Below are 12,717 nucleotides of genomic sequence, written 5' to 3'. Positions count from 1 at the left end.
AGGCGGACCGAATCGCACGAGACCCCGACCCGGTCCGCAATCACCGCCCGCGGAGCGACCTCGCCGGCCGAGGTGTCCAACGCGAGCAGCACCCGTGCCCGCCTGATCATCGACGCGCTGCGGACCCCCGTCGTCGTCACGCGCACCAACGCCAGACGATCTTCGGCACTCAACGCAACCGGATACTTCTTCTGTGAGGACACGGCACCCCTGCCCGGCCGAACGGAAGCGACAAGGGGAGCTTGCCCGACCCCAACTCCACCAACCAGAACGACACTTAGTCGCGACAGTCTACTAGGTCGTCCGGGTCGGGGCGCGCGACGCCCGCTTAGACGCCACTGCCTTCGGGAATCGGGGCCGGGACGGCCCAACCGCCGTTCACGGCCCGGCGGATGAACATCCGTCCGCCTCGCGCACAGGAAGAGAAACCCTGGGCCCCCACTTATTGACATGATCACGCTCAGTAGCTACGTTGCGACAGGTGCTCCGAGTTGCCGGTCCGACACTCGGCGACCGGAGGGGCGAGACGGATTCCATGCTTCCTGCGGTGCGACCCGCCCGATTGACACGCGTGACGTTCGATGTGATTAGACAACGTTGTCATGGCGGTGATGTCGAAATGAGCCTTTGTATCGGTCCCCAAGACAACGTGGTCGCCCTTGCGTGCGGAGTGCCTTGTTCACGCGGAATCCGCGGCAGCTGCCACTAGGGAGCCGACCGCGCCCCGCTCGTGAGCGATCCGGCCCGCCCACCGTCGCCTCTCCGGCTCCTTCTCCATCCCTCCAGTTCGGTGCTTCATCCCGTCGGCCAGGCTCGGCTCGACCCAATCCCGAACCATCCCTTCAGGAGGCAGATCACGATGTTGTCGACTCCGGCCGGCGGTCGCCGGCCCGGTATCCGCAGACGGCCCTCCCGCGGTCACCGCATCCCCACGGCCCTGGGCGCCGTCGCTGGAACGGTGCTGCTGGGCGCGTACGCGTTACCTGCTCCCGCCGCCTGGGCACTGCCCGCGAGAGCGGCCCCACTCATCTCGTCCCCGGCGGACTTGGTGGACCCCGTCATCGGAACGTCGAACGACGCGAACGACTTCCCCGGTGCGGACGTCCCGTTCGGCATGCTGCAGTGGAGCCCGGACACCACCTCGCGGCCTCCGGGCGGCGGGTACGAGTACAAGGACTCCTCGATCACGGGATTCAGCCTCACCCACATCGCGGGACCCGGCTGCGGAGCCGCGGGTGACATACCCGTGCTGCCCACGGTGGGCGCCGTCGACAACTCGGCCTCGGACTCCTTCTCCCACACCAACGAATCCGCGTCGGCCGGTTCGTACAAAGTCGCCCTGAACAACAAGGTGACCACCGAACTCGCCACGACCACCCGCAGCGGCATGGCGCGCTTCACCTTCCCGTCCACCTCCCAGGCCAACCTGATCTTCAAGCTGACCGGCAGCCAGAACGGCGGCTCCGCCGCACGGTTCAACGCCGTCTCGGGCACCGAGGTCAGCGGCCAGGTCACCAGCGGGCGGTTCTGCGGTGCGGGGAACTCCTACACCGTCTACTTCGACATGGTCTTCGACCGGCCCTTCGCCTCCAGCGGCAGTGCGCTCGCCCCCGCTGCGAAGACGCCCCGGCCCTCGGTCTCCCGGGCCGACAAGAACGCCCCCGAGCAGCCGAACAAGCCGCGCCTGCACGGCTCGATGCCCAAGGCCGCCTCCCCAGGCGCCACCGCCTCGCACGGCTCGGGCACGGCGTCGAAGGCCGCCGCTTCGAATGCGCACGTCACCTTCGACACGGCCACGAATCCGGTCGTCCAGGCCAAGGTCGGCATCTCCTACGTGTCGGTGGCGAATGCCGTAGCCAACCGGACGGCCGAGAACACCGGATGGAACTTCGACGACGTCCGCACCGCAGCCCACACGGCCTGGGACAGTGCACTCGGCAAGGTGCGCATCGCCGGTGGCACGGCGGACCAGCAGAAGATCTTCTACACCGCGCTCTACCACTCCCTGCTGCACCCGAACGTCATCAGCGACACCAACGGTCAGTACTACGGCTTCGACGGTAAGACCCACACCGTCGACGCAGGACACAGCGCCGCCTACGCCAACTACTCCGGCTGGGACATCTACCGCTCCCAGGCCCAACTGGAGGCGCTGGTCAGTCCCCAGGTCGCCTCCGACACCGCCCAGTCGATGACCGACGCCTACACGCAGACCGGGATCTTCCCCAAGTGGTCCGAGAACAACGGTGAGTCCTACGTCATGGTCGGTGACCCCGCGACGGCGATCATCGCCGACTACCACGCCTTCGGCGCCCGGAACTTCGACACCTCCAAGGCGCTGGCGGGACTGCTGAAGCAGGCGAGCACCGCGAACAACGACCGGCCGGGACTGAACTACCTGGACAATCCGGGTTACGAACCCCACGACGGCAGTTACGGCTGCTGCAACTTCTACGGCCCCGTGGCCACGACCCTGGAGTACGACACCGCCGACTTCGCCCTCTCCGCCTTCGCCGGCGCCCTGGGCGACACCGGCAGCCAGCAGACGTACGCCCACCGCGCCCAGGACTGGCGCAACACGCTCAACCCCGCCTCGGGCTTCGTTCAGCCTCGTAACGCGGGCGGCTCCTGGACCGGTGGATTCGACCCCACCAGCGGCACGGACATGGTCGAGGCCGATTCGTGGATCTACTCCGGCATGGTGCCGTTCGACATGGCCGGACTCGCCACCGCCAAGGGCGGCGACAAGGCGATGAGCGACTACCTGGACACGGTGCTGCGTAGCTACACCGGCGCCAACGGCTATGCCTGGGTCGGTAACGAGCCGAGCATCGAACTGCCCTGGGAGTACGACTACATCGGCCGCCCCTACAAGACCCAGGCGACGGTGCGCTCCATCCAGGACCGGATATGGTCCGACACTCCCGCAGGCCTCGCCGACGGCAACGACGACCTGGGCGCGATGAGCGCCTGGTACGTCTGGTCCGCGCTCGGCATGTACCCCATGACGCCGGGCACGTCCGACCTCGCCCTCGGCTCACCGCTGTTCACCCAGGCCGTGATCACTCTGCCCTCCGGCAGGACCCTGACCATCAACGGCGACGGCGCAGCGGACAACGCACCCTACGTGCAGTCCGCGACCTTCAACGGGTCCGCGTGGAACAACTCCTACGCACCCAAGAACGCGATCACCTCCGGAGGAACGCTCACCTACCAGCTCGGCACCAGCCCGAACACCGACTGGGCCACGACCGCCTCGGCCGCCCCGCCCTCCTACCCGGGTGACACAGGCGCCCCGCCGAAGCCACGGGTGGGTCCGGTCAAGTCCGGGGTGAACGCCGCCCTGTGCATGGACGACGCCAACTCTGGCACCGACGACCACACCGCGATCCGCTTGTGGACCTGCAACGGCACCTACGCCCAGGACTGGTCGATCGCGGCCGACGGCACCCTGCGCACCCTGGGCAAGTGCCTCGACGTGGCGAACAGCGGGGCGACCAACGGCACGCTCGTCCAGCTGTACACCTGCAACGGCACCGGCGCCCAGACGTGGACGGCCGGCTCGGACGGCTCCCTGACGAACCCCCACTCCGGTCTGTGCCTGGACGATCCCGACTCGTCCACCGCGGAAGGCACCCGACTGCAGGTCTACGCTTGCAACGGGACCGCCGCCCAGAAGTGGACGCTGCCCCCTGCCTGACGCGTCCCTCCACTCCCCGGGACCGCCCCGTCGACACCCCTCCCGAGAGCTCGCGGCCCCGTTCACCGACGGGACCGCGAGCACCCCACGCGGGCTCGAAGAAGGCCGGCCGCCGGCCGTGCCGTTCGATGACGGCGGTGGCTGTGCCCAGGCGCTGATGGCCCCCGGCCGAGTGGACCCGCTCCTGGTGGCTGCGACGTCCCGTTCGCTCCACCGTCAGGACCTCGCCTTTTTCGACCTCGCCGCGACCCTGGGCCGTGCCGTACGTGCACTGCTGGGAGGGCTAGGACCGGGGTCCCACCCTCACAGCAGTGATCGTTCACGTCAGCCCTTCAGCGGCTGCCTGCCGGACGCGTTCGGCGTCCTGTTCCAGTCCGTGGCGATGGCGGACAGCCACAGGCCGTTTCGCTTGAAGACGATGAAGGTCTGCTGCTGTCCGGTGCGGCGGAAGTGGATGGTGCCGCCACGGACGTCGTATGGGTCCTCGGCGGTCATGTCGACGGAGACCGGGCCTGCCGCGCCCTTCCTGTAGGTGCGGATGAGTCGGCGGGCGCCGGCTGCCTCGTCGCGGCGAGCGAACCAATGGTTGTGCCAGGACAGGTCCTCCAGGCCGTTCGTGTCGCCGTCACGCACGCGCTCGACGAAAAGCTGCAGATAGAGCTTGAGCGTGTCGGGGGCTGTCTTGTCGCCGGTGAAGGTTACCGCAGGCAACCCTGCCCGGCTTGCCTGGCGGTAGTCCCACTGGGCGCGCGGCGCACCCCAGGCGGCTGCGCCTGCGGCCAGCAGGACGACAAGGGCCAAGGCGGCCCACAGCACGTAGCTGCGCTTTATTTTCACGTCAGTACCAATGCGGGGTGATGTGGGCGATGTAGACCGTGACGCCCTTGCGGCGCTTGATGATCGCGGAGAGCGTGGTGTTCCTGTGTTTGCTGGAGTGCTGGTAGACCTTGGCGGAGCCCGTCGTTGAGCCGGCACTGTAGACCACACCCGCGTGGTCGAGGTTGGAGTCCCCGTCGCCGCGTATTCCAGCAGCCTCATGTCACCGGGCACGCTGCGGACCAGGAGTAGGTCATGTCCGACTTCGACTTGCGCCACCACTCGTACGGGCTGCGCTCGATGTCGACGATCGAGCCGTACTCCATGTGCGCGCCACTGATCGCATCTGGTAGCAAGAGATTGACACAAGACGGCCGGTCACACGTCTTGTACTCACCACTTGATACAAGTGGTGAGTACGAGTCACTTCTTCACGGGGGACGGTGTCCTCTGCGAAGCCCAGGGCCGCCGCCCAGGCGACCGGCGGTGGGTGCCTGGTGGGGGCGGAGCCACCCGCGTCCCCGCGCCGCGCCGGGTGCGGATCAGGGAGGCCGCCTCCAGTTCGCGGTAGGCACGGGCCACGGTGCCCGCCGCGAGGCCGAGGTCCGCGGCCAGTTGCCGCACCGTCTGCAACCGTTCGCCCTCGGCCAGCCGGCCGCTGGGCCCGCCCGCACCCCTGCAGCCGGCGGGTGCGTGATGCCGGAGGCGGATACCACGCTCGAGGAGGCCATCGGGGGGGGCGTCGTCCCGCTTTTCGTCGGCCGGCCACACAGTCGCCGGCTGCCGGTACTACCGGTGAGAAGCGCTGAAGGGAAGCCGCAGCCACGCTCGGCGGGTGGGAGTCCTCACCGTTGCTGGCTGCCCTGGTCGGTGATGTGCGATGCGGAGTCGCGGGCCTGGTCAGTTACGGTGCCGGCTTGATCCCGGGCTTCCTCCTGGGTGGCGCGGACCGCCTCGCCGGCGGTGCCCTTCACTTCGTCCGCCGCACTCTGTGCTGCCGACTGGACGCCTTCCTTCACGTTCTGCACCGACTCGAGGGCGGCTTGCTTCACCGGCTCAAGGGCTTCTTGGCTCTGTGCGATCAGGCCGGAGGCGGCCTCCTGCTCGCTCTTGGACGTGGGCAGGAAGGAGGAGGCCAGCACGCCGGTGCCGAACGCGATCAGGCCGGCGGCGAGCGGATGCCCCTGGGTTTGCCGCATGGCCTGTTCGGGTGCCTGCCTGACTGCCTCACCGGCCTGCTGGGCCGTGTCGCGGGCGGTGTCGGTGGCCTGTCCGGCGCCTTCCTGCAGGGAACCAGCGGCTGACCGTGCGCTGTCGGCGACGCTGTGCGCGGTGTGGGATGTGGAGCCCATGACCCGCTCCCGCAGGCCGGTGACCCTGCCTCGCACCCGGTCGGTGCGACGGCGCACCATCTGCCGGGGGCTGGCCCGGTCGGCGAGCCGGCTGACATCGGTGGACAGCCGGTCGCGGGTGGCGTCGATGTCCGCCCTCAACTGGTCGGGTGATGTGCCCATCGCGTGTTCTCCTTCATCGTTTCGACGGTCTGCTCAGGCTTGGGGGAGACGGTGCGCATACGGGCGCGGCCCCGCGCATACAGCACGGCCGCCACCACGGCCCACACGGCCGCGACGATCAGAGCGGCCCAGCCGCCGTCCATGACGTTGGCCAGGCCGAAGACGACGGCCAGGGACAGGAACAGCAGGACCATGTAGCCGGCGAAGCCGGCGCCGCCGTACATGCCGGCTGCCTTGCCCGCCTTGGTCGCTTCCTGCCTGACCTCGGTCTTGGCCAGCTCGACCTCCTGACGGAAGAGAATCTGGACGTCCGAGGTCACAAGCGACAACAGCTCACCCACTGATGCGTCCTGCCCGTGGGGGCCGCTCCGGTTCGGTCGGATCGAGGACACCTCACACCCCCGGATGCGGAGGCGCCGGCATGCCGCCGGGTGCCTGGCTTATGGGTGGCAAGGGCGGCGGTACGTACGGCGCGGCCGGTGGTGACACGGGCTGCGGTGGTGTCCACTGACCGGCACCCGGCGGCGGTGTCGGCATTTCGGGCTCCAGCGAGTTTTGCGGATGCACCGCTCCCGCGGACTGCCCGCCGTGACCGGGCTGCGCGGCCTTGCCCGCCACCTTCCCCAAGCGCCCCACGGCCAGCCCGGCCAGCAACGCCCCGCCCAGGAACAGTCCGGGGCGCCGACGGGCGAAGCTCTGAAGGTCGCCGACGATGCCTTCGACACCTTGCTTGTCCACGTAGTCGGCCGCCCGGTGTCCGCGATCGGCCACCTGAGCCGCGACGCTGCGGGCGGGCGAGTCTCCCGGAGCGTTCTCCGCGAGCTCGGACAGGTCCTGCGCCCACTGCCGCAGTACGCCCGCGGCCCGCCGGGTCTGTCCCTCGGCCTCGTCCATGGCACGGCCGCGCAGATCCTGGACGACTGAGCCGGCCTGCTGCCGCACCTCTCCCGCGACCTCCTTCGCCTGTTGCGCGGCCGTAGCCGCCACCTGCCCGGCGGCCTGTTTGGTCTGACCCGCCGTGGCGGACGCCTCGGCCATGGCCGTCTCCCCGGCCTGCTGCAGCCTTCCGCCCCCGTCTTGTATGGACTCACTCATCAGTAGCCCTCTCCTCGGCACGGCGGCCCCACGGATCTCATGGGACCCTGCCTTGCTCGAGTGGCCGATTAGGGGTAAGTCACACCTTTTGCGAAGAATGTGCTATTCAGTGGGCATTCACCGGGCGGCTGAAGGTGACGCGGAGCCGGGCCGCAGGCCACCAGGCGGCGCGTTCGAGATGACAGTGAATTCGAACAAGAGAGAGATCTCTCTAATGCGGGCATGGACGTCAACGACTTCCCCGTCGACCTGGTGCAGACGCAAGCCGCCTGGAACTTCGACGAGGAGTGTCTGGACGGGCAGGACGCCGTCCCACCGGTTGCGGCCGCCGCCCGCCTCCTGAGCTGCGGCCAGGGACTGCTTGCCGCGGGCCGCACTGTCAGCACCGCGAACCGCGAGGTCATCGCGCCTTTGCTGCCCTGCCTCCAGGTCACCTCGGTGAACCGCTCCGCACCCGCCTGCGCTGCGAGGACGCAGACGGCTCGCGGTGGGGTGCGGTAGCGGGGAAGGGTGGGCGGGCCCAGTCCGCCATAAGCAGGCTGGTGCGGCTCGGCATCCTCCGGGTGGGCGACTTCCTTCCCGTTCAGGGCCAGGACATAGGACAGTCCTCGCTCCTCGAGACCGAGCCGGAAGGAGGTGCTGACGCCGTAGCCGGCGTCGGCGATCACGACCGGCGCCTTCAGCTGCCACTCGGCGAGTGTGTCCAGCAGGCCGAGCGCGAGACGCCACTTTTCCCGGTGCACCACGTCGTCGGGGACACCTGCCCTGCGGCATCGGTCCGGCTCGTCCGTCCACTCACGCGGCAGATACAACTGCCACTCCAGCGGGCACGAGGCGGTGTCGGTGGCGGCATGGACGCTGACCGCGACCTGGCAGTTCGCGCGTTTGCCGACCGCTCCGCAGTACTGGCGGGCCACCCCGACCGACGTCTTGCCGCACTTGGGGAACGACACGTCATCGATCACCCACACCTCGGGCATGACAACTTCGGACAGCCGCTCGGCGATCCGCTGTCTGACGGGCAGCGGATCCGACGGCGACTGGTTCACGAACTGCTGGAGGGCCTGCATGTTGCCGTCCGGCATCCGCTCGGCCATCGGCTGGATCGACTTGCGCCGGCCGTTCAGCATCAGGCCCCGCAGATAACACTCGCCCCACCGCCGCTGATCCCGCCGCGGCACCGACCCGAACACATCGGCAACGAACTCCGATAACTCACCCCGGAGCCGTTCCACCTCCCCCAACCTCATACCGGAGAGGTGCCCACCACCAGGCGAGATCACTCCACGTAACGAAGCACTACTAGGCTCAATGCCACTTACTTAACGACGCGCGCGATCCTTTGAACTGCGGTGATGTCGCCGCTGACTGCCTCTGGAAGGCCGCAAAGTCACTGGCATTGGCCCTAGGCTCTACCGCCCCCGCTCGACGGGCCGGTCGAGCTCCGCCGACCGGACACCGTCACCTGGGTCACCGCCGATCCGCCTATAGTCAGGACTCCCATTTCCGCCGCTTCCCTGAAGACCGCGGTCTCTTCTACGTCGTCGCCGTGCCCAAGTCCCAGCAGGTCCACGGCCCGCCTATTCGCCGGACAGGGTGAAGGGGGAGCGCTACTACGACTGGGCCGCCGCCCGACTGCCCGCCGTGTCCGAGTTCGACGGCCACGAGCCCACGCGGCAGCGGTGGATGCTGGCCCGCCGCAGCATCCACAAGCCGGACGAGATCTCCTACTACCTCGCCTGCGCCACCTGGATGCCACCGTTGCCGACCTGGTCCGCGTCGCAGGCTGCCGATGGAAAATCGAGGAGTGCTTCCAGAGCGCGAAGAACGAGTGCGGCCTGGACCAGTACGAAAAAGGGGTGCCGAGGCGGACGCGCCCGAACTGGTGGACCTCATACCCGCTGAAATCCGCCGTCTGCTGGCAGTTGAGCCCCGCCGCCATCCTGCACGCGGCGACCACGCGGTGAGCTGGTCCCGCTGGAGGCGCCGCCACCAAGCGCGTGCCCGACGCTGTCACTACATGCGGCGCGGACACACGTTCGTGGATTCGCTGACCTGGGACCGACCGGGGAGCGGGGAGCGCGGACCCCTTAGTGCCTGACCATGGTGCAGGTAAGCGTCTTCCCGTCGTCGTACCTGACGGAGAACCTGTTCCCGCCAAGGCCGCCGAGGTCGAACCTGCCCGATCGGTCCGTGGAGACGGTGCCCGAGTTGGATCCCGAGTAGGTCACCTTCGTGCCGCCGGCGAATCCCTCGCCCCAGAGGTGGTACTTGCCGTTCGACTCGGTTTCGACATGACACGCCGCGCTAGCTACGGCCCCAGGCACGGTGGTGGCTGACGCATGTGCGGCAACCGCAGCACCTACCGCGAGTGCGGGCGCGACCAGGACCGTGAGTGCTGCGAGACGACGCGTGCGGTTCATCGTTCAACCTCCCGGAGGGCTGCCAGTGTTATCAGTCAGACGTGACGACCTCGTAACCCATAAGCAGCGCTCGTGCAAGACAGCCGAGGAGAAAAGCCTCGCTCCGTCACGCCAGGCTCGCACGCCACCTCACATGGGCCGTGCCATCCAGTCCGTCTTCAGGGCGATTTCTCCCGAGGTGCTGTGCCTTTTTCATCGTATCGCCCGTCTTGTTGCGCGACATCTCGTGTCTCGCAACGATGAGTGAAACGGGCCATGGCGTACGGACCGCACCAGCCTCCCACCGTGGTGCACACGCCGTTTGTGCACGTTGCCCAGGCGTACGAGCGCTCCACTCACTCAGGCGTCGAAGCTGCGGCAGGAGGCCCCGACAGGATCGACGCTGTGGCCAAGTCGGCCTCTGACCGCATCGTCGAGCACCTCGGACCCGAGTTGGCCCTTCAACAGCGCAAGCGATTTCGCAACGACACCGTGCTGATCGTGGACGGCACCCTGGTCCCCACCCGCGAACACACGGTCGCCGAGCAGTCGAAGACATCTCATGCCGTTGAGAGGTCAAGTCAGTGTTCAACAGGTTCCGCAGTGCGGCGGTGTGACGTTCTCCGCCAGCTCGTCGCCTGTCGTAATGGCTGCGTGGAGCGTCAGTGCGGAGTGTGGCAAAGGCCCACATGTAGCCGGCGCCGGCAAGTCGTTGGTTATTGACGGTCCGAGCCACGACGACATGGCTTCGGCCTGAAGCGCGTGTCACGGGTGCCGCGCCGGCGTATGCCTTGAAGGTGTCCGGCCGCAGCCGGGGATGGCTCTCGGTGGCTGGGGCTGCTGTGCTACCGGCCGGGCCTGTCCGCCCGCCTGTGCTACCGGCCGCGTCGGCATACCGGCCGCAAGGGCGAGTGCCGCTCGCTCGGCGAGACCGACGACATCCACCTGCCGGACGGCGCCCACCAACGTCCCCTGCAGTCACGGTGTTCGCGCTACGAGGGGAGCGACACCCGCCGCCTTCTGCGGTGAATCTGTACAGAACTGCACAGTTCCGCAATCGAGCCGTCGCACAGGACGTATGGGCCGCGAACAGAGCCGTACCCCGGACGAAGCAGACCATCGCGTACGAGCGCCCGGGCTACCAGCGGTAGGCGGGCCCGCGCGAACAGCGGCGCTCCCCGGCTGAGACCATGCGTGGCATGAACGCCGATTCTCCCTCCACTTCGGGCCTCCCGGCCGGCGGGTTCCTGGCCGAACTGCGGGACGCCATCAGTTTCCGCGCCTTCGGGCTCGTATTGGGCGGCCTGCTGATACAACTCGCCTTCACCATCTCCTATCTGGGCGCATTTCACTCTCCCACCCCGCACCGGATTCCAGTGGCGGTGGTGGCTCCCGAGCAGGCCTCGGCGCGGATCGTGGCCAAGCTCAACGGGCTCGGTGGCGACCCGGTGAAGGCGACCGCCGCCGCCAGCGAGTCCGCCGCCCGACAGCGGATCTTGGACCGGAACGCAGACGCTGCCTTCCTGTTCAACGCGACCAGCACGGAGGACACACTGCTGGTCGCCTCGGCGGGTGGCCCCTCGGTGTCGCAGACCGCCTCGCAACTCGCCCAGAAGATCGAAGCCGCACAGAAGCGGCAGGTCACGGTCACCGACATCAAGGCCCCGAACAAGGGCGACGGGCGCGGCATGACTTCCTTTTACCTGGTGCTCGGCTGGGTGGTCGGCGGCTACCTGACGGCGACGATCATTAATATGTCCGCCGGTTCGCGGCCGGCCAACCGGCACCGGATCGTGATCAGGCTGGCGGTGCTGGGTTTGTACGCGATCGTGTCGGGGGTCGCCGGGGCGGTGATCGTGGGCCCGGTGTTCGACGCGCTGAGCGGTCACTTCTGGGCGTTGACAGGGATCGGCACGCTGGTGGTGTTCGCGTCGGCGGCGACCTCGCTCGCGCTGCAGACGCTGCTGGGCATGCTCGGCACCGGGCTGACCATCCTGCTGTTCGTGGTGCTGGGCAACCCGAGCTCGGGCGGGGTGTACCCGTCGGTGCTGCTGCCGAGGTTCTGGAGCGCGATCGGACAGGTACTGCCCCCGGGCGCGGGCACCACGCTGGTCCGCAACACCGTGTACTTCGGCGCGCACGCCACAGCGGCCGCCTGGTGGGTGCTCGCCGCCTACACGGTGGGCGGTATTGCGGTCGCGCTGGTCGCAGCCTGGCGGCGGGAACGACGCGAGGCGGCGGCCATCACCGCAGTGGGGTCGGACACCGGGGGACCGGACGCCGTGCCTGCAGGGTGACGGGCCGCGCCGGCCGGCATCTCGCGGCCAGAAGCGGTGCGCGCCGTGAGGCCCCGACCCTACTGCCGGGCGGTGGCGTAGTTGGTGGCCCATTTGTCGGCCTGTGTGCGGCGTGGCTTGGGCTTCTCGTCCTCGGCTGCGGGTTCGATCCCGAGGACGTGTGCGCACATCCACTGCGGCACGGCCGGACCGGCGGGGTGTCGCATCCCGGCCGTCGTGCGCCGGTTCGTAGGTCTGGTCGTACGCCGCGCGCGGGTCCGGATGGCGCAGGGTCGCGTAGGCCGCCCGCGGTTCGCGGAAGCGTTCAGCGGTGGCCGCGTCGACGCGGGTGTCCGGGCGCAGTTCCCGCACCCGGGCGCGGAAGGCGGAGGTGATCAGCTCGGCCGTCGCCGACGGTTCCGCCCCAGCACCGCGTACAAGTCCGCCGTCTGTTCCCGCGCCTGCGTCGCCGACCGCCTCCTCGCCCTGCGAGCTGCGGTTCGGACTCGACCTGCCTCAGTCCTGCTACATGCCGGTGTGAGCTGCGGCATTGCCGGCCAACGCGACCGGCGTCCACCATGGCCGGATTCAGGCATGTCAAGGAAAGCAGCTTCTCATGGGCGATCATGTGCACGTGCGGCTCAACCAGGGGCTGAGCGTGTCGGAAGACGGGAAACTGATTGAGCACTCCCGCTGCCGATGCGGGGCCGTCTTCACCAAGGTGTTCAACGCCGACGGAGGGGAACCGGAGCGCCCGGCCTGGTCCTGATTCGTGCCTCAACGGCATGTGAGAGGCCGACTACCGCCGGACCCGGACGGCCCGTTGCCGTGCGGCCAGGCGCGGGGCCCAGCCGCTTTGGCTCCTGAAGGCCTGTGCAGCGGGACGCAGTGAGCACTGCCTTGCTGCCGCCTCC

Annotated in this window: 10 protein-coding genes and 5 pseudogenes; 5 read left to right on the top strand and 10 right to left on the bottom strand. The window is 68.6% G+C overall.

Annotation, left to right across the window (positions count from 1 at the left end):
• Positions 1–203, bottom strand: a pseudogene (locus tag ACFZDC_RS39565) (helix-turn-helix domain-containing protein); the annotation flags it as partial.
• A gap of 656 nt (positions 204–859) precedes the next feature.
• On the opposite strand from ACFZDC_RS39565, the gene ACFZDC_RS39560 reads away from it, so the two are divergent.
• Positions 860–3,700: a lectin gene (locus ACFZDC_RS39560; RefSeq protein WP_391331612.1), complete on the top strand. Its 2,841-nt coding sequence runs from the start codon at positions 860–862 to the stop codon at positions 3,698–3,700.
• Positions 3,701–4,024: 324 nt separating this feature from the next.
• Here ACFZDC_RS39560 and ACFZDC_RS39555 read toward each other — a convergent pair whose 3' ends face one another.
• From ACFZDC_RS39555 to ACFZDC_RS39525, 7 genes and pseudogenes are all read right to left on the bottom strand, one after another.
• Positions 4,025–4,516: a hypothetical protein gene (locus ACFZDC_RS39555; protein WP_391331610.1), complete on the bottom strand. Its 492-nt coding sequence runs from the start codon at positions 4,514–4,516 to the stop codon at positions 4,025–4,027.
• A 22-nt stretch (positions 4,517–4,538) separates the two neighbouring features.
• Entirely contained in the window at positions 4,539–4,685 is a 147-nt protein-coding gene (locus ACFZDC_RS39550; RefSeq protein ID WP_391331608.1) for a hypothetical protein, read from the bottom strand.
• A gap of 314 nt (positions 4,686–4,999) precedes the next feature.
• Positions 5,000–5,176, bottom strand: a pseudogene (locus ACFZDC_RS39545) (GntR family transcriptional regulator); the annotation flags it as partial.
• Between the two features lie 185 nt (positions 5,177–5,361).
• Positions 5,362–6,030 (bottom strand): DUF3618 domain-containing protein, encoded by a 669-nt coding sequence (locus tag ACFZDC_RS39540; protein ID WP_391331606.1) that lies wholly within the window; start codon positions 6,028–6,030, stop codon positions 5,362–5,364.
• Positions 6,006–6,371: a phage holin family protein gene (locus ACFZDC_RS39535; RefSeq protein WP_391331604.1), complete on the bottom strand. Its 366-nt coding sequence runs from the start codon at positions 6,369–6,371 to the stop codon at positions 6,006–6,008. Before ACFZDC_RS39535 ends, ACFZDC_RS39540 begins: the two co-directional genes overlap by 25 nt.
• Positions 6,372–6,423: 52 nt before the next feature.
• The gene (locus ACFZDC_RS39530) at positions 6,424–7,125 is read right to left on the bottom strand and encodes a hypothetical protein (protein WP_391331602.1); all 702 of its coding nucleotides are present in this window, start codon (positions 7,123–7,125) and stop codon (positions 6,424–6,426) included.
• A 264-nt stretch (positions 7,126–7,389) separates the two neighbouring features.
• A pseudogene (locus ACFZDC_RS39525) lies at positions 7,390–8,375 on the bottom strand (IS701 family transposase); the annotation flags it as partial.
• An 853-nt stretch (positions 8,376–9,228) separates the two neighbouring features.
• Between ACFZDC_RS39525 and ACFZDC_RS39520 the strand changes: the two are divergent.
• From ACFZDC_RS39520 to ACFZDC_RS39510, 3 genes and pseudogenes are all read left to right on the top strand, one after another.
• Positions 9,229–9,351, top strand: a complete 123-nt coding sequence (locus tag ACFZDC_RS39520) for a hypothetical protein (RefSeq protein WP_391331600.1) — start codon at positions 9,229–9,231, stop codon at positions 9,349–9,351.
• Between the two features lie 581 nt (positions 9,352–9,932).
• Positions 9,933–10,097: pseudogene (locus tag ACFZDC_RS39515) on the top strand (IS5/IS1182 family transposase); the annotation flags it as partial.
• A gap of 629 nt (positions 10,098–10,726) precedes the next feature.
• Positions 10,727–11,824: a DUF3533 domain-containing protein gene (locus ACFZDC_RS39510; protein WP_391331598.1), complete on the top strand. Its 1,098-nt coding sequence runs from the start codon at positions 10,727–10,729 to the stop codon at positions 11,822–11,824.
• A 59-nt stretch (positions 11,825–11,883) separates the two neighbouring features.
• On the opposite strand, the gene ACFZDC_RS39505 is transcribed toward ACFZDC_RS39510, so the two are convergent.
• Entirely contained in the window at positions 11,884–12,030 is a 147-nt protein-coding gene (locus tag ACFZDC_RS39505) for a hypothetical protein (RefSeq protein ID WP_391331596.1), read from the bottom strand.
• Between the two features lie 91 nt (positions 12,031–12,121).
• Positions 12,122–12,175 (bottom strand): annotated as a pseudogene (locus ACFZDC_RS39500) (J domain-containing protein); the annotation flags it as partial.
• A gap of 244 nt (positions 12,176–12,419) precedes the next feature.
• Here ACFZDC_RS39500 and ACFZDC_RS39495 point away from each other — a divergent pair.
• The gene (locus ACFZDC_RS39495; RefSeq protein ID WP_391331595.1) at positions 12,420–12,572 is read left to right on the top strand and encodes a hypothetical protein; all 153 of its coding nucleotides are present in this window, start codon (positions 12,420–12,422) and stop codon (positions 12,570–12,572) included.
• Positions 12,573–12,717 lie beyond the last annotated feature (145 nt).

The sequence above is a fragment of the Streptomyces sp. NPDC007905 genome (assembly GCF_042959345.1).
Classification (GTDB): domain Bacteria; phylum Actinomycetota; class Actinomycetes; order Streptomycetales; family Streptomycetaceae; genus Streptomyces.
The sequence above is the reverse complement of the archived record's forward strand: the minus strand, read 5'-3'. Positions and strand labels throughout refer to the sequence as shown.

What these genes read in the sequence shown, in the direction of transcription:
- ACFZDC_RS39560 (WP_391331612.1), top strand. Translation starts at nt 860, where the DNA reads ATGTTGTCGACTCCGGCCGGCGGTCGCCGGCCCGGTATCCGCAGACGG.
- ACFZDC_RS39540 (WP_391331606.1), bottom strand. Translation starts at nt 6,030, where the DNA reads ATGGGCACATCACCCGACCAGTTGAGGGCGGACATCGACGCCACCCGC.
- ACFZDC_RS39530 (WP_391331602.1), bottom strand. Translation starts at nt 7,125, where the DNA reads ATGAGTGAGTCCATACAAGACGGGGGCGGAAGGCTGCAGCAGGCCGGG.
- ACFZDC_RS39520 (WP_391331600.1), top strand. Translation starts at nt 9,229, where the DNA reads ATGGTGCAGGTAAGCGTCTTCCCGTCGTCGTACCTGACGGAGAACCTG.
- ACFZDC_RS39510 (WP_391331598.1), top strand. Translation starts at nt 10,727, where the DNA reads ATGAACGCCGATTCTCCCTCCACTTCGGGCCTCCCGGCCGGCGGGTTC.
- ACFZDC_RS39505 (WP_391331596.1), bottom strand. Translation starts at nt 12,030, where the DNA reads ATGCGACACCCCGCCGGTCCGGCCGTGCCGCAGTGGATGTGCGCACAC.
- ACFZDC_RS39495 (WP_391331595.1), top strand. Translation starts at nt 12,420, where the DNA reads ATGGGCGATCATGTGCACGTGCGGCTCAACCAGGGGCTGAGCGTGTCG.